The following is a 19,334-nucleotide window of genomic DNA, read 5'->3' as shown; positions in this document are numbered from 1 at the left end:
TGGCATGCTCAACGCGCACAAGTCCGTTCGGGAGAGGGGGCGTTCGATCTCTGTTTACCCCGAAGTCGGGGGCGCGACGCGTCCGCCCGGTTCGTGTCAGGCGGCGCCGTCCCCCTTCCGGCGGCCCGGCCGGGACCGGACCGGCTCAGAGGGAGGCGAGCAGGGCGTCGAGCGGGGCCGGGACGCGGGCGGGGTCCAGGCCCTCCACGAGGACGCGTCCGTACCGGATCTTCCGTCCCGAGGTCGTGCCGAGGAAGCGGCGCATCCGCAGCCGGGGGCTCCGGTCCCGCTGGGCGGGCTGGTTCAGGAAGGTGCGCAGGGGGCGTCCCTCGCCCTCGGCGTGGACCAGTTCGGCGACCCGGTCGACGCCGAGGGCGCGGATCAGCTCGTCCTCCAGGTCGGCGACGCAGACGAAGAAGGCGTCCGGGTCGGCGCCCGCCGCCGCCAGGCCCCGGGCGTAGTGGGCGCGTTCGGCGTCGTCGCAGAGGCCGGTGAGGCGCAGGCCGAGGCCGGACGGGCCGAGGAGGCGGGCGTGGCGGGCGGCGTTGGTGGCGCCGTCCATGGACAGGACGCAGACGCCCTCGGCGGCGAGGTCGCGGCCCCGGCGGGCGGCCAGCGCCTCGACGGCGGCCACGTCGCTGCGTCCTTCGAGGAGCACCGCGGTCCGGACGGGCAGGCGGGCGGCGAGGTCGCGCGCGGTGTCGCCGGTGCCGCCGGCCGCCCAGGCGGCGACCTCGGTCCGGAAGGCGTCCATGTCGGTCATGACAGGAGTCTGGGGGCCGGGCGGCGCCGGCGGTACCGGTTTTCCGCCGCCGCGCGCCCCGCCGGGGTCAGTAGCGCAGGGCGGTGCCGACGGAGGGGGTCACGGTGCCGGAGAGCTTGTGGGTGCTGCGGGCGGTGCCGTCGCCCGTCCGGCCGGCCGGCACGTCGGAGATGGTGACGACGACGGTGTCGAGCAGTTTGCCGTCGGCGTCCTCGTACTCCACCTGGACCGCGAACGACCTGGCCTTGTCGTCGGTGTTGTCGACGGTGACCGGGACGGTGGTGCGGCCGTCGGCGTCGGTGCCGGGGTCGCCGAGCTCCACCTCGTCCTCGGCGTCGACGCCGTTCTTGATCTCGGCCAGTTGCTTCTCGGCCCGGTCGGCGGCCTTCGAGGCCGCGTCCGAGATCCCCTCGGCGGCGGAGGCGACCGCCGAGGCGGCCTCGCTGACCGCGCCCGACACCGGGTCGCCGTCGCCGTCCGAGCAGCCCACCGCGCCCATCAGGACGGCTCCCGCCAGCAGGCCGCCGGCGGCGCCCTGTACCCAGCGTCCGGTCATGTCGTGCTCTCCCTCGGCTCCCGGGTGGTCGTCCGCCCAGTCAACGCCGCCGCCCGGCGCTCCGCACCCCGGGGCCGCCGTTCAGTGGGTGCCGGGGCGCCGTTCCGGCGGGTAGGGGGCGTCCTTCAGGAGCCGGGCGAGGTGGGCCGCGTTGCGGGCGAGGGTCCGCGTGGTGTTCTCGGTGGCCTCGGGCGGCTCGTCGAGGTCCTGGTAGTCGGTGCCCTGCATGGCCTCGCCGACCCAGTAGGTGACGGCGTTCGCGGGCAGGGTGAAGCCGACGTCGTCGAGGCCCTGGAAGAGGTCGGCGCTCACCTTGTGGGCGCCGTCCTCGTTGCCGACCACGCAGACGACGGCCACCTTGCCGTAGGTGAGCAGGCGGCCCTCGTCGTCCGTCTCGGAGAGCTCGGCGTCCAGGCGCTCCAGGACCCGCTGGGCGACGCTCGACGGGTGGCCCAGCCAGATCGGGGTGGCGAGGACGAGGATGTCGGCGTCGAGCATCTCCTGCCGGATCGCGGGCCAGGCGTCGCCGTCGCCCATGTCGGTCTCCACCCCGGGGCGCACGTCGTGGTCGACGACCCGGAGGATCCGGCCGGTGACGCCGTGCCCGGCGAGCGCGGCCATGGTCCGTTCGGCGAGCAGCTGGGAGCTGGAGCGGGCGGGCGAGGGGGTGAGGGTGCAGACGAGGGCCAGGGCGCGCAGCGGGGCGCCGCCCGGGTCCGCACGGGGGCCGGACTCGTTCATCTCGTACGCCTCCGGGTTCCGCGCCGGCCTCAGGCGGCCCGCAGGGCGGGCAGCAGGGTGGTCCGGGCCCATTCGAGGAAGGGGGCCTGGTGGGCGCCGCCGATCTGGACGAGCGCGAGGTCCGTGAAGCCGGCCTTCCGATAGGCGTCGGCGGCCTTCACCACCGCGCCGGGGTCGTCGCCGCAGGGGATCGCCTCGGCCACGTCCTCGGGGCCGACGTGCGCGGCGGCCTGGTCGAAGCTCTCCGGCAGCGGCAGTTCCGGGTTGACCCGCCAGCCGCCGAGCGACCAGCGGAACTGCTCGTGGGCGCGGGCCACGGCGGCGTCCTCGTCGGGGTCGTAACAGATCGGGAGCTGTCCGATCCTGGGCTTGCCGGTGCCGCCGTGCCGGTCGAAGTCCTCGGTCAGTTCCCGTTTCGGTTCGACGGCGACGAGGAGGTCGGCGCGGCGGCCGGCGAGGGCCGCGGAGCGCGGTCCGGAGGCGGCGATCCCGATCGGCGGGGGCGTGTCGGGAAGGTCCCAGAGGCGGGCGGCGGTGACGTCGAAGTGGCGCCCGTGGTGGTTCACGTACGAGCCGGTGAAGAGGGCGCGGATGATGTCGACGGCCTCCTCCAGGCGTTCCAGCCGGACGCGGGCGGTGGGCCAGCCGGCGCCGGTGATGTGCTCGTTGAGGTTCTCGCCGGAGCCGAGGCCCAGCCGGAAGCGGCCCTCGGAGAGCAGCTGGAGCGTCGCCGCCTTCTGCGCCACCACGGCCGGGTGGTAGCGGAAGCTCGGGCAGGTCACGTACGTCATCAGCGGGATCCGGGTGGTGGCCTGGGCGGCCGCCCCCAGCACGCTCCACGCGTACGGGGAGTGCCCTTGGGCGTCGAGCCAGGGGAAGGAGTGGTCGGAGATCACGGAGAAGTCGAAGCCGACGCGTTCGGCCTCGACCACGTGGTCGACCAGCTCACGGGGGCCCGCCTGCTCGGTCATCATCGTGTAGCCGAAATGTGTCATGCGCGGCGCCTTGCCGGGGGCGCCGGGTCGTAAACGGCGGGGCGGGCGCCTCCGGGCGCGCGCGGAGGTGTGGGGCCATCCGCCCCGGGTACCCGCCGGGCGGCCCTCCGCGTCCCGCCGGACGGGCCGACGACGGCGACCGGCGCCCACGGCGCCGGAGGAGGAGGTGGCCGCGATGAAGGCCGTCACCTGGCAGGCCCGGCGGAAGGTCACGGTGGAGTCGGTGCCCGACCCGGTGCTCCAGGAGCCCACGGACGTGATCGTGCGGATCACCACGAGCGGGCTGTGCGGATCGGACCTGCACCTGTACGAGGTCCTCGGCCCGTTCCTGGACCCGGGCGACATCCTGGGGCACGAGCCGATGGGGGTGGTGGAGGAGACCGGCTCCGAGGTGCGCCGGGTGAAGCCGGGCGACCGGGTGGTGGTGCCGTTCAACGTCTCCTGCGGGCGGTGCCCGATGTGCCTGGCGGGACTGCACTCGCAGTGCGAGACGACCCAGGTCCGCGCGTACGGGAGCGGGGCCGCGCTGTTCGGCTACACCAAGCTGTACGGGCAGGTGCCGGGCGGCCAGGCGGAGTTCCTCCGGGTGCCGTTCGGCGACACCCTGCCGATCCCGGTGCCCGAGGGGCCGCCGGACGACCGGTTCGTCTACCTGTCGGACGTGCTGCCGACGGCGTGGCAGGCGGTCGACTACGCCGAGGTGCCGCGCGGCGGCTCGCTCGCCGTGCTCGGCCTCGGGCCCATCGGGGACATGGCCGCCCGGATCGCCCTGCTGCGCGGGGCGGAGACGGTCGTCGGGATCGACCCGGTGGCGGCCCGGCGGGCCCGGGCGGCCGCCCGCGGCGTCCACGTCCTGGATCCCGCGGCGGACGACGGCGAGCTGGTGGAGCGGGTGCGCGACCTGACGGACGGGCGGGGTCCCGACGCCGTCGTCGACGCGGTCGGGATGGAGGCGCACGGCGCGCCGGTGGCGAAGACGCTGCAGAGCCTGGTGGCACTGCTGCCGGACGCGCTGGCCGGGCGGCTGATGCGCCGCTACGGCGTGGACCGCCTGTCGGCGCTGCACCTGGCGGTCGAGCTGGTGCGACGGGGCGGCACGGTGTCGCTGGCCGGGGTGTACGGCGGTGCCGCCGACCCGATGCCGCTGCTCGTCATGTTCGACAAGCAGCTCCGGCTGCGCATGGGGCAGGCGAACGTGCTGCGCTGGGTGGACGAGCTGCTTCCGCTGCTCACCGACGCCGATCCGCTGGGCGTGGACGGCTTCGCGACGCACCGGCTGCCGCTGGACGAGGCGCCGGCCGCGTACGAGATGTTCCAGTCGAAGAGCGACGACGCGGTGAAGATCCTCTTCCGGCCGTGACCGCGCGCCGCCCACCGGCGCCCCGACTCACCCGTTCGGGTGAGGCTCCTCGGTGAGGAGCGCGTCGGCGAGGACCCGGACCGGAGCGGGGCCGACGACGGTGAGGGGGATCCGGACGGTCTCGCAGAAGCGGCGGACCCGGGAGAGCACGCTCAGGGAGGCGGGTGAGGGGTCGGCGGTGGAGAGCTGGACCCGGACGTGCCGGGGGCGGTGCGCGTGGGCCAGGGCCTGGGCCTCCAAGTCGGCCGCGGACCGCATGGTGAGAGCGAGGTCGCCCGGGAGCGACAGGTGCAGGACGCCCTCCTCGAAGGCGTGGCCGATGAGCATGACCGCCTCCTTCCGTCGTACGCCGTGCCACCGCCCGGGGGGGGCGGTGGCACGGACGGTTTCCGTCAAGGCGTTGTGCCGGGCACGCAACCACCAGGCTGGCAGACGCGCACCGTGTCCGCACCCGCACGGCCCGCAGCCCCGGGACCGGCGGGCCGGGACGAACCCGCTGGTCGGGGCGGTGTGGCGGTCAGCGGTTCAGGGTGGGTTCCGGTCCCGCCGGGCCGGTGGGGGCCTCGTCGAGGAAGCCGCCCGACTGGTGGCGCCACAACTTGGCGTACGCGCCGTCCGCGGCGAGCAGTTCGCGGTGGTCGCCCTCCTCGACGATCCGGCCGCGGTCGAGGACGACGAGCCGGTCCATGCCGGCGACGGTGGAGAGCCGGTGGGCGACGACGAGCGCGGTCCGGCCCTCCATGAGCCGCCACAGGGCGTCCTGGACGAGGAGTTCGCTCTCGGAGTCGAGGGCGCTGGTCGCCTCGTCGAGGAGGAGGACCGGTGCGTCGCGCAGGATCGCCCGGGCGAGCGCGACCCGCTGCCGCTGTCCGCCGGAGAGCTTCACCCCGCGCTCCCCGACGAGGGTGTCGAAGCCCTCGGGCAGGGCGTCGGCGAACTCGGTGACGTGGGCGGCCTCGGCGGCCCGCCGGATCTCGGCCTCGGTGGCCCCGGGGCGGGCGAAGGCGATGTTCTCCCGCAGGGTGCGGTGGAACATGGCCGGGTCCTGCGGTACGGAGGCGATGAGGCCGCGCAGGTCGGACTGGCGCATGCGGCTGATGTCCTGGCCGCCGATCAGGATCCGTCCGCCGTCGACGTCGGTCATCCGCAGCAGCAGCCGGACGAGGGTGGTCTTGCCGCCGCCGGACCGGCCGACGAAACCGACCTTGGTGCCGGCGGGCACGTCCAGGTCGAGCCCTTCGAACAGCGGCTTCGCCCCCCGGTGCGCGAAGCTGACCCCTTCGAAGCGGACCGCGCCGGACCGGTCCGTGACGGGCTCGGGACGGGGCGGGTCGACGACGGCCGGCGGCTCCAGGAGGAGTTCGGTGAACTGGGCGGCCTCCGTCACGGAGCTCTCCAGGCGCCGGTAGATCTGGTTGAACTCGAACATGATGCGGGTGGCGTTGGCGTAGTACGTGAACGCCACGATGATCGCCTCCACGCCCCGCTCCCCCGCCCCGAGCGTCAGCGCGAGGACGAGCCCGATCACGTTGGTGACGACGGAGAGCGGCGCCACGAGGGTGTCGATGCGCAGGTTGCCGTAGTCCCAGGAGCGCAGGGTGATCCGGCGCGACTCGGCGGTGCGGGACCGGTGTTCGGCGGCCTCCCGCTCCTCGGCGGCGAAGGAGCGGACGCTGTCCATGTTGGTGAGCACGTCGGCGACGTGACCCGACACCCGGGCGATGGCCTCCTCGCGCGCGGCGACGATGCGCTGCCGGCGGCGGACGAGCGGAAAGACGCAGACGGCGGTGAGGGCGATCATCACCAGGAGGCCGGCGACGAGCAGCGGGTCGTACTGCCAGAGGACCACCGAGGCGAAGAGCAGCGGGACGAAGCTGCCCATCACCTGGAAGGTCAGGGTGTCGACGAAGTCCTCGAAGCGGGAGGCGAAGCTGATGACCCGCTTGGTGAGCGAGCCGGCGAAGTTGTCGTGGAAGAACGCCGCGTCCTTGGCGAGGAGTTCGTCCATCCCGACGGCGTACAGGTGCTCGATGCCGTGGGCGTCGAGCCGGTTGAGGCAGTGGAAGCCGACCCGCCACAGCGCCTCGCCGAGGAGGAGGACGCCGGCGAAGCCGAGGGCGTAGGGCAGGACCGAGTCGAGGGTGGTGGCGGCGCCGTCGTCGGCGACCCGGCCGACGAGCTTCGCGACCACGAGGGGGGCGAGGTAGTTGATGGCGATGTTGCCGAGGGCCGGCAGCAGCAGGGCGGGTACGGCCACCCGTCGGAGCCGGACCAGCTCTCCGCCGTAGTGGCGGAGGGCGAGGCGGACGGAGCTGCTGCCCGGCCCGCCGCCGCGTTGTTCTGAGGTTCCCATCACGACCTTCCGTCGTTGCGCGGACACGGTGGGTGACGGAGTGTGGCGCAGTGCGGCCCGGGGGGTCCAGGGATTTTTTCCGGCCGGGGGCGGCGCGGTCCGCGGTTCTTCCGGCCGGGCGGGGCGGTCAGCCGCGCAGTCCGGCGGTGAAGGCGGCGAGTTCGCGCGCGACCCGCTCGGGGTCCTCCCCGTGCACGAGGTGCCCGGCGCCCTCGTGGACGAGGAGCCGGGAGTCGGGGATCGCGTCGAGGACGGCCTGCTGGTCCGAACGGGTGAGGAAGGGGTCCTGGTCGCCCCAGACGACGAGGGTGGGGACGAGGATCCCGGTGAGGGTGGCCGCGAGGTCGGTCTCCAGGAGTCCGCGCAGGGTCTCGCGCCAGACGCGGGCCGGGGCCTTGGCGCTCTCGTCGACGAGGGTCTCCAGGAAGCCGGGGGCCAGCCGGTCCGTCCCGAGCCCGCGGGTGAACTCGGCGGCGAACCCGCGGTCGACGGGGTCCTCCAGGGTGCGGACGGTCTCCAGGAAGGCGGTGACGCCGGGCTTGTCGGCGAGCAGGGCGGGGACGCCGAGCAGGACGAGGCCGGCGACCCGGTCGGGCCGCCGGCCGGCCACGATCCGCGCCGGTACGCCGCCGCTCGACCCGCCGACGAGGACGGCCCGCTCGATGCCGAGGTGGTCGAGGAAGGCGACCAGGTCGTCGGCGAAGTCCTCGGGGAGATACCCCTCCTCGGGCTTGTCGGCGTCGCCGTGGCCGCGCTGGGTCGGCGCGTAGGCGCGCAGCGCGGCCGGCAGGGCCCGCAGCAGCGGCTCGAAGGTCCACCAGGAGTCGACGTAGCCGTGGACGAGGACGAGCGGGAGGCCGCTCCCGGGCCGGCCGGCCGCCGCGTACGGGAGCGTCGGGCGTCCGCCGCCGAGGACGGCGCGGTGCACGGTGACGGCGGCCATCGAAGCCCTCCTGCTCTCTCGCCCCCAGCCTAGGAACGGGCCCCGGGGCCCTCAACACGGGCGGCCGGTGCCTGCGGGCATGCGGAGGGGTCCGCCGGGGAAGCCGCGCTCTGCGCACCGCGCCCGGTGCCGTGCCGCCGACCCCCCAGGAGGCAGCCGTGACGGCGTTCCCGACCCGCTCGCGGGAGTTCCCCCCGCCCGGCCCCCGCCCCGTCCCGCCGGAGGCGTCCCCCGGCGGGGCGGCCGGGGGCTCGCCGGTCCGCTCGTCCACCGAGTGGGACCCGCTGGAGGAGGTCGTGGTGGGCCGCGTCGACGGCGCCACGATCCCCTCCCGGCACCCGACGGTCCGGTCCACCATGCCGGGCTGGGCGGCCCGGCTCCAGGGGGTCGCCGCCGGGTTCCGCTACCCCCGGATGCTGGTCGGGAAGGCCGAGGAGGAGATCGAGGGCTTCGTCGCCCTCCTGGAGTCCCTCGGGGTGACGGTCCGGCGGCCGGACGCGGTGCCCCACCGGCGGCGGTTCGCCACGCCCGAGTGGTCCACGCGCGGCTTCTGCACCGCCTGCCCCCGGGACAGCATGCTCGTCGTCGACGACGAGATCATCGAGACGCCCATGGCGTGGCCCTGCCGGTACTTCGAGACGCACGCGTACCGCTCCCTGCTCAAGGACTACTTCCGGCGCGGGGCGCGCTGGACGGCCGCGCCGAGGCCGCAGTTGACGGACGAGCTCTTCGACCCGTCGTACCGACCGCCCCGGCCCGGCGAGCCGGTGCGGCACCTGGTGACCGAGTTCGAGCCGGTCTTCGACGCGGCCGACTTCGTCCGGGCGGGCCGGGACCTGTTCGTGACGCGCAGCAACGTCACCAACCGCATGGGCATCGAGTGGCTGCGGCGCCACCTGGGCCCGGAGTACCGGATCCACGAGATCGAGAGCCGCTGCCGGACGCCGATGCACATCGACACCACGTTCCTGCCGCTCGCGCCGGGCCGCGCCCTGGTGAACCCGGAGTACGTCGATCCCGACCGGCTGCCGCCGGTGCTGGACTCCTGGGAGATCCTCACGGCGCCCGAGCCCGATCCCCTGCCGGAACGGCTGCTGCGGATCACCTCGATGTGCGGCAAATGGCTGAGCATGAACGTGCTGATGCTCGACGAGAAGAGGGTGGTGGCGGAGCGGCACCACACCCGGACGCTGCGCGCCCTGGAGCGCTGGGGTTTCGAGCCCGTGCCCTGCGACCTCCTGCACTACGCGCCGTTCGGCGGCTCCTTCCACTGCGCCACGCTCGACGTCCGGCGGCGGAGCCCCGCCCCGACCGGCCCCTCCTGAGGGCGGTCCCGGTCCCGGGACCGGTTTCCGGAAACACGAGCGATTCCCGTCATCGTGAGCGATTTCCGGGTCCGCGGGCGATTTCCGGGCCGATTCCTTCCGGGCAGCCGTGCCCTGCGTGTTCGCGTGGCCGAGGGAAGCCCGGTGCGCGACCATACGGACGCGCCGCCGTGAGAATTCCGGCCGGCGGCGGGAAAGAGCGAGCACACAGGAAGAAGGCCGTACGTGACCGGCAGTGAGAGCGAGAACCCGGCAATTCCCTCCCCCAGCCCCAAGGACACCCGGCCCCGGACCAATCGGGACTGGTGGCCGAATCAGCTGGACCTCTCCGTACTCCATCGGAATGATCCGCAGGCCGATCCCCTCGACAAGGACTTCGACTACGCGAAGGAATTCGCGTCCCTCGACATCGAGGAGCTGAAGCGGGACGTCATGGCCCTGATGACGGACTCGCAGGAATGGTGGCCCGCGGACTACGGGCACTACGGTCCGCTTTTCATCCGGATGAGCTGGCACGCGGCGGGCACGTACCGCATCGCCGACGGCCGCGGCGGCGGCGGAAGCGGCGCCCAGCGGTTCGCGCCGCTGAACAGCTGGCCGGACAACGCGAGTCTGGACAAGGCCCGCCGACTGCTGTGGCCGGTGAAGCAGAAGTACGGACAGAAGATCTCCTGGGCCGATCTCCTGGTTTTCACCGGTGACTGCGCGATGCAGTCCATGGGGTTCAAGACCTTCGGATTCGGATTCGGCCGCGAGGACATCTGGGAGCCGGAGGAGATCTTCTGGGGCCCGGAGGACACCTGGCTCGGCGACGAGCGCTACAGCGGCGACCGGGAGCTCTCGGGCCCCCTCGGCGCGGTCCAGATGGGCCTCATCTACGTCAACCCGGAGGGCCCGAACGGGAATCCGGACCCGCTGGCCGCCGCCCGCGACATCCGCGAGACCTTCGGCCGGATGGCGATGAACGACGAGGAGACCGTCGCCCTCATCGTCGGCGGCCACACCTTCGGCAAGTGCCACGGTGCGGTGGACCCGCAGTACATCGGCCCGGAGCCGGAGGCCGCGCCGATCGAGCAGCAGGGCATCGGCTGGCGGAACACGTCCGGCACCGGCGTCGGCGGCGACGCCCTCACCAGCGGTCTGGAGGGGGCCTGGACCAACCACCCGACCCGGTGGGACAACGGCTTCCTCGACAACCTGTACGGGTACGAGTGGGAGCTGACCACCAGCCCGGCCGGCGCCCACCAGTGGAAGCCCACCGACCCGGCCGCCGGGGACGCCGTCCCGGACGCGCACGACCCGTCGAAGCGGCACGCGCCGATGATGCTGACGACCGACCTGGCGCTGCGGATGGACCCGGTCTACGGGCCGATCTCCCGCCGCTTCCACGAGAACCCCGACCAGCTGGCGGAGGCGTTCGCCAAGGCCTGGTACAAGCTGCTCCACCGCGACATGGGGCCGGTCTCCCGCTACCTGGGGCCGTGGGTGCCGGAGCCTCAGCTCTGGCAGGACCCGGTGCCGCCGGTCGACCACGACCTGGTGGGGGACGAGGACATCGCCGCCCTCAAGGAGCGGATCCTCGCCTCGGGGCTGAGCGTCCCGCAACTGGTCACCACCGCCTGGGCGTCGGCGGCGAGCTTCCGCGGCACCGACAAGCGCGGCGGCGCCAACGGGGCCCGGCTCCGGCTCGCCCCGCAGAAGGACTGGGCGGTCAACGACCTGCCGGAGGTGGCCGAGGCGGTCCGCACCCTGGAGGCCCTCCGGGAGGAGTTCGCCGCCGGGCGGAGCGACGGCACCCGGATCTCGCTGGCCGACCTGATCGTGCTGGGCGGCTGCGCGGCCGTCGAGCAGGCCGCGAAGGACGCCGGCCACCCGGTGACGGTGCCGTTCACCCCGGGGCGGACGGACGCCACGCAGGAGCAGACGGACGTGGAGACCTTCGCCGTCCTCGAACCGCGCGCCGACGGCTTCCGCAACTACCTGGGGGCCGGCGAGAAGCTGTCGCCGGAGACGCTGCTGCTCGACCGGGCCTCCCTGCTCACCCTGACGGCCCCGGAGATGACGGTCCTGATCGGCGGCATGCGGGCGCTGGACACCGGCCACGGCGGGACCCGCCACGGCGTCCTCACCGACCGGCCGGGCAGCCTGACCACCGACTTCTTCGTCAACCTGCTCGACATGGGCACGGAGTGGAAGGTCTCGGAGCAGGACGAGAACGTCTACGAGGGCCGGGACCGGGCCACCGGCGAACTGCGGTGGACGGGCACCGCCGTGGACCTGGTCTTCGGCTCCCACGCCCAGCTGCGGGCCCTGGCGGAGGTGTACGCGGCGCGGGACGCGGGCGCGAAGTTCGTCCGTGACTTCGTCGCCGCCTGGACGAAGGTGATGGAGCTGGACCGCTTCGACCTGCGCTGATCCGGGCGGGTCCGGACGCGGGCCGGCGCCCGGACGGTCGTGCTGCGGCCGTCCGGGCGCCGGAGTCGTACGGGCGCGCCCGCGGGGTGGGTGGGCGGAGCTCCCGTCAGGTGGAGATCTCGGGGAGCAGCCCCATGACCGGCGCGGCCTGGTCGGTGAGCTGGTGGAGCTGGTGGAGTTCGTTGACCCTGCTCAGTCCGCCGAGCTGCTCGCCGACGCCGGGGTACGCGGCGCGGGCGTCCTCGGGCATGCCGGTGGTGGCGAGGGCGTCCAGTTCGGCGATCGGGCTGATCGGCGGGCCGAGCGGGCCCGCGGGGGCGGCGACGGCCTGCGTGGCGGCGCCGCCCAGGCAGGAGAAGGCGGCGGCGACGGCGAGGACCGAGGAGATGCGTCGAGATGAGGTCACGCCCTCTCAACGGAACGTTCCGCCCGGGGTCACGCGCCGGCCCCCGGCGTCCTCCGAACGGGCCACCGCTCCCGCCGCCGGCGACCCCTTTCCGCCCCGGTGTCGCGCGATAGGGTGAGTCCTCGTCCGAACAGCGAGGCCGATCCGCCGGCGGAGGGCATGTGACCGAGCTCGTCCGTGGCACGCCGGGACTGGTGCGGGCGGTCAACGACCGTGCCGCCCTCCACCTGCTGCTCCGTCAGGGGCCGCTCACCCGCCCCGAGATCAGCAGGCTCACCGGCCTCTCCAAGCCCACCGCCTCCCAGGTCCTCGCCCGGCTGGAGGAGGCCGGGCTCGTGGTGGGGAACGGGCTGCGGACGGGGCTGCCCGGGCGCGTCCCGGAGACGTACCGGGTCAACCCGGCGGCGGGCTTCGTCGCCGCCGTCGACGTGACGCCCGAGTGGATCGCGGTGCGGGCCGCGGACATCACCGGCGCGGTGCTCGGCGAGGCGGAGGCGCCGGTGCCGGCGGGGGCCGGGCGGGAGGAGCTGGTGGCGGCGCTGCGCGCGGCCCTGGGCCGGGTCCCGGTCCCGGAGCCGCCGAAGCGGGTCGTCATCGGCGTGCAGGGCGCGGTGGACCCGACGACCGGCCGTCTCGCGTACGCCGGCGAGGAGGACATGGCGGCCTGGCTCTTCCCCGACGTGGAGCGGACGCTCGGCGCGGCCCTCGGCCTCCCCGTCCGGATCGAGAACGACGTGAACCTCGCGGCCGTCGCCGAGCGGGCGCACGTCCCCGACTGCCCGGACTTCGTCCTGCTGTGGGCGGACGAGGGGCTGGGCGCCGCCCTCGTCATCGGCGGGCGCCTGTACCGGGGGCACTTCGGCGGCGCGGGCGAGGTGGGTTACCTCCCGCTGCCCGGCGCGCCGACGGCCCGCGAGGCCGGCGACCCCTACGGCCGGCACGGCTACCAGGAGCTCGCCGGCGGGGACGCGGTACGGGAGGTGCTGCGCGCGCACGGGGTGCCGGGCGCCGACTTCGCGGAGGCGGTCGCCGAGGCGGTGCGCCGGGCCGGGGCGGCGGGGGACGGTGCCGGGGTGACGGCCGGGGAGGCCGGTGCCGCGCGGGCGGGGCTCGCCCGGGTGGCGGCCCGGCTCGCCGCCGGCCTGGCGTCCATCGTCACCGTCGTCGATCCCGGCCTCGTCGTGCTGGCGGGGCGGCTCTGCGCGGCGGGCGGCGAACCGCTGCGGGCGCTGGTCGAGCGCGAGGTGCGGGTCCTCGCCCACTCGCGGGCCCCGATCCGGCTGTCGGCGGTGACGGGGAACCCGGTCCTGGCCGGGGGGCTCGACCTCGCGCTGCGGGCCGCCCGCGAGGAGGTCTTCGGCGGGCCGCCGCCGGTCGGCCCGCCGCTCTGAGCCCCCTTCAGCGACGGGGGAACCACCCCTCGCGCCCGTCCGGGGCCGGAGCCTGCCAGGGGCTCGCGGGGGCACCGCCCGGGAAGAGCGGGCCGGTGCGCGGCTGGACGCGCTTGAGCCGGGCGCGCCACGGGCCGTCCGCCATCTCGAACCGGACGATGAGCGGCCCTTCGGTGAGCGGGACCGTCTCGCGCCGCGCGCCGATCTCGTTGACCAGGTCCTCGTCGTCCGGGAGGACGGCGTGGTCGGTGTGGCCGGCCAGCTCGAAGGCGGTGACGATGAGGTTGTCGTCGCCCCGGTAGTCGATCGTCAGGTCGGCGACGCCGCCGGTGTGCAGCAGCACGTCGGGGCCCCGGGACTCCACCCCCTGCTCGGTGAGCCGCCGGGCCGACGCCAGGGGCGAGACCTCCGCCCGCCACGCGCCCTCGGCCTCCAGCCGGAGGCGCAGGGTGCCGTGGGCGGGGACGGTGGTGAGCACCCGGCCGAAGTAGTGGTCCTCGGTGCTGCTGACCAGGTCGTCCTGCTCCTTGTTGCGGTGGTCGAGGACGTACAGCCCCGTGTACCCCGCGTCCGGCACCTCCAGCTGGACGACGACGGGGCCGGGCGGCAGCCCCTCCACGGTGATCACGTCGTTGTCCCGCCCGGTCACCGTGTACGGCGCGAACACCGGCCCGTACGCCCACGCGTCCCCCTGCCCGGGCCCCGCCGCCCCGTGCGGGGGCATGGCGGCCTGCGCGGGGGCGGGTACGGGCGCGGAACCAGGGACGGGTACGGGCGCGGGGCCGGGCGCGGGCGGGGCGAAGGCGGCGGGCGCGGCGGGCGGAGACGCGAAGCCCGGCGCGGGGACCGTCGGCGCGGGCGCGAAAGCCGGTGCGGGCGCGGGCACGAAAGCGGGCGCGGGAGCGGACGGCGCGGGCGGGGGCACGGAGCCCGGCGCGGGCGCGGACGGGGCCTGCCACGGCGCAGGGGCGGCGGCCGGGGCCGCGTCGGCCACGTCGACGCCGTGGTCGGTGGCCAGGCCCGCCAGGCCGTCGGCCCAGCCCTGCCCGACGGCCCGGAACTTCCAGCCGCCGGCCCGCCGGTAGAGCTCGGCGAGGACCATCGCCGTCTCCCCCGCCGCGTCCGTCACGTCGTACCGGGCGACCGGGGTGCCGTCGGGGGCGAAGGCCTCCACGGAGAGTCCCGGCACGTCCCGCAGGGCGCCCCGGTCCGTGGAGCCGACGACGAGGACCCGGGCGACGCCCTCCTCGATCGCCGGCAGCGCCACCTCCAGCCACTCGGTGCCGTCCTGCGCCCGGGCGAGCCGCACCGTCCCCGTCGGGTGCGCCGGCCGGCCGTGGAAGACCACGTCCGCGTCGCCCCGGACGGTCCCCCGCTCGGTGAGAAGGAGCGCCATCGCGTCCACGCCCCGGCCGCGCACGGCGATCCGCAACGGCACCGACGGCACGAAGCCGTTGCCCCCCTTGATCAGCGTCGTCATCCCGCTCGGCCCTTTCCCTCGTGTCCCCGCCCCGGTCGATCACGGAAGATCTTCCGCGACGCGCGGTCCCGGGACAAGTGCCGGACGCCGGCCCGCCGGGAGGGGCCCGCGCTCCGGCGAGTGCTCCGGGCCGTACAGGGCACACGCGGGGGTGTGGAGCCGGTTCCGTCCGGCCGCCGGAGGAGGTGACGACGGTGGTGCACGACACGGTCCGGGTCAACGCACCGCTGCGGCAGGTGTACGACCAGTGGACGCGGTTCGAGGAGTTCCCCCGCTTCATGCACGGCGTGGTGGCGGTGGAGCGGTCCGACGAGCGGCACCTCCACTGGCGGACGAGCATCGTCGGGATCCGGCGGGAGTTCGACACCGAGATCGTCGACCAGCTGCCGGACGAGCGGATCGCCTGGCGGACCGTGGGCGGCGGGACCCACCAGCGGGGCGTCGTCACCTTCACGCCGATCGACGCCACCCACACGCGCGTGCGACTGGCGATGGAGATGGAGCCCGAGGGGCCGGCGGAGCGGGCGGCCGCGGCGCTGGGCATCGTCTCCGCCCGGGTCGCCGGCGACCTCCGGCGCTTCAAGCACTTCGTCGAGGACCGTCACGCGGCGACCGGCGGCCGGCGCGACCGGCTCCGTCCCGGCGACGCGGCCGGACCGGCCGGCGCGCCGGGACCCGGTCCCGTACCGGTCACCGACACGGATCCGCCGCCGGATCCGCCGGACGCGCCTCCGGGGCGGCAGCCCATGCCGCCGCGCTGAGCCGCGCCCGGACCGTCCCCTGTCCGAACCGTTCGAAAGGCCCCGTCATGGTTCCCCTCCTTCTCGTCCTCCTGCTGATCCTGGTGCTCTTCGGGACGGGCTTCGCCGTCGAGGCGCTCTGGTACGTCGCGCTGGCGGTGCTCGTCCTGTGGGTGCTCGGTTTCCTGCTCCGCGGCTCCGGTTCCCGGTGGTACCGCTGGTGACCCGCCGCGTCCCCACGAGTCCGGGAACTCCCCGCCCGCCACGGGCGGGGAGTTCCCCCGTCCCGCCCCGCCGCCGTCGACCGGACCCATTTCGTTTGATTTTCAACTATCGGTCGGGGGATGATGGGACCCCGGCCCGCGGCACGCGCGGGCGACCGTGAAGGAGCGGGCAGTGAGCGACGCCGTGGCGGCACCGACCGGACAGCGGATCTTCCTCGACAAGCAGACCCCCGAGGCCTACAGGGCCTTCGTCCAGGCGGCCCAGGCGGTCCGGGGCGCGGGCGAGGCCGCCGGGCTCGACCGGATCCTCGTCGAGCTGGTCAACCTGCGCGTGTCCCAGCTCAACGGCTGCGCCTACTGCCTCGACGTGCACACCCGCGCCGCCCTCCGGGCCGGCGAGACCCCCCGCCGGCTCGGCGTGCTCGCCGCCTGGCGGGACACCGCCCTCTTCACCCCGCGCGAGCGGGCCGCCCTCGCCCTCGCCGAGGCCACCACCCACCCGGCCGAGGCGGACGCGCAGGAGCGGGCCTACGCCGAGGCCCGCGGGGTCCTGGACGACGCCGAGCTGTCGGCCGTCGTCTGGACGGCCATCACCATCAACGCCTTCAACCGGGTGTCCATCCTCAGCAAGCACCCGGTACGAGAGGGCTGATCACCGCCTCGCGAGCGGCGCCCGCCCGCGGCCCAGCACGAGGCCGAGCAGCACCATCGCGGCGCCGAGCCCCAGGTGCAGCCAGTTGTCGGCGGTGTTCACCGGGACGAAGTTGGCCTCGCTGTCGAGGTCGATCAGCAGGCCGTACAGCCACAGCACGAGGTAGACGAGCCCGCCGTCGACGAGGAAGGCGCGGGCCGTCGGCGCCGTGGCGGACATGGCGAGGCCGGCGAGGCCGAACAGCAGGTGGACCAGGTTGTGCAGCACGGAGACCTGGAAGACGCCGAAGAGTTCGGCGCCGGAGTCGTGCTCGGCGAAGGTCATCTCGTCGGTGCCGGTGGTCACGCCGGGCACGAAGCCCAGCACGCCGACCACGAGGAAGACCACGCCGATCAGCATCGCCGCCGTCCGCACGGCCCCCACCGGAGTGTGTCGCGGAGCCATCATGACGATCCCCCATCACGAGTGACGGTCACCTGCCGTGCGGCTACCCGGGATCGACCGGACGACGCCCCGGCCCGCCGGCCGGCCTCCGCGCGGGGAGGCCGGTGACGGCGGGCCGGGTGCCGCCGGTCGCGTCCGCGGCCCGTCGGGTCCCCCCGTACGGCCGCGGGGGCGTCACTCCTCCCCGGCCGGGAGGTCCTGCGGGTACCAGCGGAGCTCGACGGTGTTGCCGTCCGGGTCCTTCACATAGACGGACTGGGCGGAGCCGCGGGCGCCCCAGCGCGGGACGGGACCCTCGACGACGTCGAACGCGCCGGAGTCGATGACCTCCTGCCAGTCGAGCGGGTCGACGACGAGGCAGAGGTGGTCCACGTTGGACTCGCCCCGGGGCCGGGAGAACAGGTCGATGACGGTGCCCTCGTCGATCCGGACGGACGGGAACGGCACCTTGCCGGCCCGCCACTCCTCGACCCGCTCCGGCGCCAGGCCGAGGGGCCCGGTGTAGAAGGCGAGCGACCGCTCGACGTCGGTGACGTTCAGGACGAGGTGGTCGAAGGCTTTCACACGCATGCGTGTCTCCCGTTTCCGTTCGGTTCCGCTGGTACGGACGGGGGCGGCCGCCGGCGCGGCCCACGGCCGCGTCCGGCCGCCGGACGTCCGCGCGCACGCGCGCTCCGCCGCCGGCCGGCACCTCCCCCGTGCAGGGAGTGCCTATCACAGCGGGGGCGGAGCCGTCCGTACCGGTCCGGCGGCCGGCGCGACGCCAACTCCCCCTCGCCCACGGCGGACTTCCCGGGGAACCGCCGGTTCTCACCGTGTCCGACGTCTTGTCAGGTGCTCCGCGCCCCCCTATCGTCACCCGCCAGAAAGCGCTTTCTAAGCGCTTTCCGCCCAGGGACGGGACACAGGACGACACCTCCCGCGACGGCACGGCCGGCGCGGACGACGAAAGAGCAGGCGAGAATGGGACGACGACCCGCCGCACGACTCCAGGCGACCCTGGCCGCCTTGGCGGTCGCGGCCGCCACCGGCGCGATCCTGACCATCCCGGAGACCTCGGTCGCGGCCGCCGCGGCCGCCGGTGCCACCGGCTACGCGAGCCAGAACGGCGGCACCACCGGCGGCGCCGGAGGCGTGACCGTCCGGGCCACCACCGGCACCGAGATCCACGCGGCGCTCTGCGGACGCGCCTCCAGCAGCACCCCGATCACCATCCAGGTCGAGGGCACGATCAACCACGCCAACACCGCCAAGGTCTCCGGCACCAGCTGCAACACCGCCGCCGGGGTCATCGAGCTCAAGCAGATCAGCAACGTGACGCTCGTCGGCGTCGGCGCCGGCGCCGTCTTCGACCAGGTCGGCATCCACATCCGCGAGTCGAGCAACATCATCGTCCAGAACGTCACCGTCAAGAACGTCAAGAAGTCCGGCTCCCCCGTCTCCAACGGCGGCGACGCCATCGGCATGGAGAGCGACGTCCGCAACGTCTGGGTGGACCACGTCACCCTGGAGGCGTCCGGCGGCGAGTCCGAGGGCTTCGACGGCCTGTTCGACATGAAGGACAACACGCAGTACGTGACGCTCTCCTACAGCGTGCTGCGCAACTCCGGCCGCGGCGGCCTGGTCGGCTCCAGCGAGACCGAACTGAGCAACGGCTTCATCACGTACCACCACAACCTGTACGAGAACATCGACTCGCGCGCGCCCCTGCTGCGCGGCGGCATCGCCCACATGTACGACAACCACTACCGGCAGCTGAACGAGTCCGGCATCAACTCCCGCGCCGGCGCCCGCGCCAAGGTGGAGAACAACTACTTCGAGGACTCCAAGGACGTCCTCGGCACCTTCTACACGGACGCGGCCGGCTACTGGCAGGTCGCCGGGAACGTCTTCGACAACGTGACCTGGTCCCCGGCCGGCACCGACTACCGTCCGGCGGGCCCGAACCCGGTCTCCAACACGACGGTGTCGATCCCGTACGCCTACGCCCTCGACAGCGCCTCCTGCGTCCCGGACGTGGTGGCGCGCACGGCCGGCGCGGGCAAGGGGCTGCTGGTCTCGGACGGCTCCTGCACCCCGCAGTCCCCGAGCCCGACGCCCACCCCGACCACCACCGCCACCGCCACCGCCACTCCGACCCCCACCCCGACCCCGACGGCCACGGCGACCACCGCCCCGCCGTCCGGCACCAACCTCAGCATCGGCGCCGGCTCGGACGGCTCCAGCAAGGCCGACGGGACCAGCTACGGCAACGTCCGGGACGGCAGCCTCACCACCTACTGGTCGCCCGCCGGCACCACCGGCTCGGTCTCGGTCAAGTGGGGCTCCCCGACGACGATCTCGTCGGTGCGCGTCCGCGAGGCCGCCGGGGGCGGCACCGTCACCGGCTGGCGGCTGCTGAACGCCGACACCGGCGCCGTGCTCGCCACCGGCGGCGCGGCCGGCACCGCCACCTTCCCGGCGACCGCGCTGTCCAAGGTGACGTTCGAGATCACCTCCGCGACCGGCACCCCGCGGATCGCCGAGTTCGAGACGTACGCGTAAGG

The 19,334-nt window shown here is 74.5% G+C and carries 19 protein-coding genes; 8 read left to right on the top strand and 11 right to left on the bottom strand.

What is annotated here, in order from left to right:
• Positions 1 to 145 precede the first annotated feature (145 nt).
• The 4 genes from AB0E83_RS19180 to AB0E83_RS19165 form a co-directional block, all read right to left on the bottom strand.
• Positions 146 to 763 (bottom strand): TOPRIM nucleotidyl transferase/hydrolase domain-containing protein, encoded by a 618-nt coding sequence (locus tag AB0E83_RS19180; protein WP_362112707.1) that lies wholly within the window; start codon positions 761 to 763, stop codon positions 146 to 148.
• A 67-nt stretch (positions 764 to 830) separates the two neighbouring features.
• Positions 831 to 1,319 (bottom strand): hypothetical protein, encoded by a 489-nt coding sequence (locus tag AB0E83_RS19175; protein ID WP_362112704.1) that lies wholly within the window; start codon positions 1,317 to 1,319, stop codon positions 831 to 833.
• A gap of 81 nt (positions 1,320 to 1,400) precedes the next feature.
• On the bottom strand, positions 1,401 to 2,060 hold the full coding sequence (locus AB0E83_RS19170) for an NAD(P)H-dependent oxidoreductase (protein ID WP_362112701.1): 660 nt from the start codon (positions 2,058 to 2,060) through the stop codon (positions 1,401 to 1,403).
• A gap of 29 nt (positions 2,061 to 2,089) precedes the next feature.
• Positions 2,090 to 3,055, bottom strand: a complete 966-nt coding sequence (locus AB0E83_RS19165; protein ID WP_362112698.1) for a TIGR03557 family F420-dependent LLM class oxidoreductase — start codon at positions 3,053 to 3,055, stop codon at positions 2,090 to 2,092.
• 175 nt (positions 3,056 to 3,230) lie between these two features.
• Between AB0E83_RS19165 and AB0E83_RS19160 the strand changes: the two genes are divergently transcribed.
• Positions 3,231 to 4,415: an alcohol dehydrogenase catalytic domain-containing protein gene (locus AB0E83_RS19160; RefSeq protein WP_362112791.1), complete on the top strand. Its 1,185-nt coding sequence runs from the start codon at positions 3,231 to 3,233 to the stop codon at positions 4,413 to 4,415.
• A 27-nt stretch (positions 4,416 to 4,442) separates the two neighbouring features.
• Here the strand turns inward: AB0E83_RS19160 and AB0E83_RS19155 are convergent, their stop codons facing one another.
• From AB0E83_RS19155 to AB0E83_RS19145, 3 genes are all read right to left on the bottom strand, one after another.
• Positions 4,443 to 4,742: a hypothetical protein gene (locus AB0E83_RS19155; protein ID WP_362112695.1), complete on the bottom strand. Its 300-nt coding sequence runs from the start codon at positions 4,740 to 4,742 to the stop codon at positions 4,443 to 4,445.
• 190 nt (positions 4,743 to 4,932) lie between these two features.
• Positions 4,933 to 6,768 carry an ABC transporter ATP-binding protein gene (locus AB0E83_RS19150; RefSeq protein WP_362112692.1) on the bottom strand — a complete coding sequence of 612 codons (1,836 nt, stop codon included), beginning with the start codon at positions 6,766 to 6,768 and terminating at the stop codon, positions 4,933 to 4,935.
• A 127-nt stretch (positions 6,769 to 6,895) separates the two neighbouring features.
• Positions 6,896 to 7,711, bottom strand: coding sequence for an alpha/beta hydrolase (locus AB0E83_RS19145; RefSeq protein ID WP_362112689.1), 816 nt, complete (start codon positions 7,709 to 7,711; stop codon positions 6,896 to 6,898).
• Positions 7,712 to 7,995: 284 nt separating this feature from the next.
• Here AB0E83_RS19145 and AB0E83_RS19140 point away from each other — a divergent pair, with 284 nt between their 5' ends.
• Both AB0E83_RS19140 and katG read left to right on the top strand, forming a co-directional pair.
• On the top strand, positions 7,996 to 9,036 hold the full coding sequence (locus tag AB0E83_RS19140) for an amidinotransferase (RefSeq protein ID WP_362112788.1): 1,041 nt from the start codon (positions 7,996 to 7,998) through the stop codon (positions 9,034 to 9,036).
• A gap of 225 nt (positions 9,037 to 9,261) precedes the next feature.
• Positions 9,262 to 11,451 carry a catalase/peroxidase HPI gene (gene katG / locus AB0E83_RS19135; protein WP_362112686.1) on the top strand — a complete coding sequence of 730 codons (2,190 nt, stop codon included), beginning with the start codon at positions 9,262 to 9,264 and terminating at the stop codon, positions 11,449 to 11,451.
• A 106-nt stretch (positions 11,452 to 11,557) separates the two neighbouring features.
• On the opposite strand, the gene AB0E83_RS19130 is transcribed toward katG, so the two are convergent.
• Positions 11,558 to 11,857 carry a hypothetical protein gene (locus AB0E83_RS19130; protein WP_362112683.1) on the bottom strand — a complete coding sequence of 100 codons (300 nt, stop codon included), beginning with the start codon at positions 11,855 to 11,857 and terminating at the stop codon, positions 11,558 to 11,560.
• A 161-nt stretch (positions 11,858 to 12,018) separates the two neighbouring features.
• Between AB0E83_RS19130 and AB0E83_RS19125 the strand changes: the two genes are divergently transcribed.
• Positions 12,019 to 13,248 (top strand): ROK family transcriptional regulator, encoded by a 1,230-nt coding sequence (locus tag AB0E83_RS19125; protein ID WP_362112680.1) that lies wholly within the window; start codon positions 12,019 to 12,021, stop codon positions 13,246 to 13,248.
• 7 nt (positions 13,249 to 13,255) lie between these two features.
• Here AB0E83_RS19125 and AB0E83_RS19120 read toward each other — a convergent pair whose 3' ends face one another.
• The gene (locus AB0E83_RS19120; protein WP_362112677.1) at positions 13,256 to 14,728 is read right to left on the bottom strand and encodes a TerD family protein; all 1,473 of its coding nucleotides are present in this window, start codon (positions 14,726 to 14,728) and stop codon (positions 13,256 to 13,258) included.
• Between the two features lie 194 nt (positions 14,729 to 14,922).
• Here AB0E83_RS19120 and AB0E83_RS19115 point away from each other — a divergent pair, with 194 nt between their 5' ends.
• From AB0E83_RS19115 to AB0E83_RS19105, 3 genes are all read left to right on the top strand, one after another.
• Positions 14,923 to 15,489: an SRPBCC family protein gene (locus tag AB0E83_RS19115; RefSeq protein ID WP_362112675.1), complete on the top strand. Its 567-nt coding sequence runs from the start codon at positions 14,923 to 14,925 to the stop codon at positions 15,487 to 15,489.
• A gap of 47 nt (positions 15,490 to 15,536) precedes the next feature.
• Positions 15,537 to 15,692 (top strand): hydrophobic protein, encoded by a 156-nt coding sequence (locus AB0E83_RS19110; RefSeq protein ID WP_362112672.1) that lies wholly within the window; start codon positions 15,537 to 15,539, stop codon positions 15,690 to 15,692.
• Positions 15,693 to 15,864: 172 nt separating this feature from the next.
• Entirely contained in the window at positions 15,865 to 16,344 is a 480-nt protein-coding gene (locus tag AB0E83_RS19105) for a carboxymuconolactone decarboxylase family protein (protein ID WP_362112669.1), read from the top strand.
• Here AB0E83_RS19105 and AB0E83_RS19100 read toward each other — a convergent pair whose 3' ends face one another.
• Positions 16,345 to 16,791 (bottom strand): DUF4383 domain-containing protein, encoded by a 447-nt coding sequence (locus tag AB0E83_RS19100; protein ID WP_362112666.1) that lies wholly within the window; start codon positions 16,789 to 16,791, stop codon positions 16,345 to 16,347.
• 171 nt (positions 16,792 to 16,962) lie between these two features.
• Positions 16,963 to 17,358: a VOC family protein gene (locus AB0E83_RS19095; protein ID WP_362112663.1), complete on the bottom strand. Its 396-nt coding sequence runs from the start codon at positions 17,356 to 17,358 to the stop codon at positions 16,963 to 16,965.
• Positions 17,359 to 17,751: 393 nt separating this feature from the next.
• Between AB0E83_RS19095 and AB0E83_RS19090 the strand changes: the two genes are divergently transcribed.
• On the top strand, positions 17,752 to 19,332 hold the full coding sequence (locus tag AB0E83_RS19090) for a pectate lyase (protein WP_362112660.1): 1,581 nt from the start codon (positions 17,752 to 17,754) through the stop codon (positions 19,330 to 19,332).
• Positions 19,333 to 19,334 lie beyond the last annotated feature (2 nt).

The sequence above is a fragment of the Streptomyces sp. NPDC035033 genome (genome assembly GCF_040636735.1).
Classification (GTDB): domain Bacteria; phylum Actinomycetota; class Actinomycetes; order Streptomycetales; family Streptomycetaceae; genus Streptomyces.
This window is presented reverse-complemented; position numbering and strand designations above follow the sequence as displayed.

Excerpts from the sequence above, each read along its gene's own strand:
- AB0E83_RS19090 (WP_362112660.1), top strand. The coding sequence starts at position 17,752 with ATGGGACGACGACCCGCCGCACGACTCCAGGCGACCCTGGCCGCCTTG.
- AB0E83_RS19170 (WP_362112701.1), bottom strand. The coding sequence starts at position 2,060 with ATGAACGAGTCCGGCCCCCGTGCGGACCCGGGCGGCGCCCCGCTGCGC.
- AB0E83_RS19180 (WP_362112707.1), bottom strand. The coding sequence starts at position 763 with ATGACCGACATGGACGCCTTCCGGACCGAGGTCGCCGCCTGGGCGGCC.
- AB0E83_RS19175 (WP_362112704.1), bottom strand. The coding sequence starts at position 1,319 with ATGACCGGACGCTGGGTACAGGGCGCCGCCGGCGGCCTGCTGGCGGGA.
- AB0E83_RS19120 (WP_362112677.1), bottom strand. The coding sequence starts at position 14,728 with ATGACGACGCTGATCAAGGGGGGCAACGGCTTCGTGCCGTCGGTGCCG.
- AB0E83_RS19100 (WP_362112666.1), bottom strand. The coding sequence starts at position 16,791 with ATGATGGCTCCGCGACACACTCCGGTGGGGGCCGTGCGGACGGCGGCG.
- AB0E83_RS19150 (WP_362112692.1), bottom strand. The coding sequence starts at position 6,768 with ATGGGAACCTCAGAACAACGCGGCGGCGGGCCGGGCAGCAGCTCCGTC.
- AB0E83_RS19110 (WP_362112672.1), top strand. The coding sequence starts at position 15,537 with ATGGTTCCCCTCCTTCTCGTCCTCCTGCTGATCCTGGTGCTCTTCGGG.
- AB0E83_RS19145 (WP_362112689.1), bottom strand. The coding sequence starts at position 7,711 with ATGGCCGCCGTCACCGTGCACCGCGCCGTCCTCGGCGGCGGACGCCCG.
- AB0E83_RS19160 (WP_362112791.1), top strand. The coding sequence starts at position 3,231 with ATGAAGGCCGTCACCTGGCAGGCCCGGCGGAAGGTCACGGTGGAGTCG.
- AB0E83_RS19095 (WP_362112663.1), bottom strand. The coding sequence starts at position 17,358 with ATGCGTGTGAAAGCCTTCGACCACCTCGTCCTGAACGTCACCGACGTC.
- AB0E83_RS19155 (WP_362112695.1), bottom strand. The coding sequence starts at position 4,742 with ATGCTCATCGGCCACGCCTTCGAGGAGGGCGTCCTGCACCTGTCGCTC.
- AB0E83_RS19165 (WP_362112698.1), bottom strand. The coding sequence starts at position 3,055 with ATGACACATTTCGGCTACACGATGATGACCGAGCAGGCGGGCCCCCGT.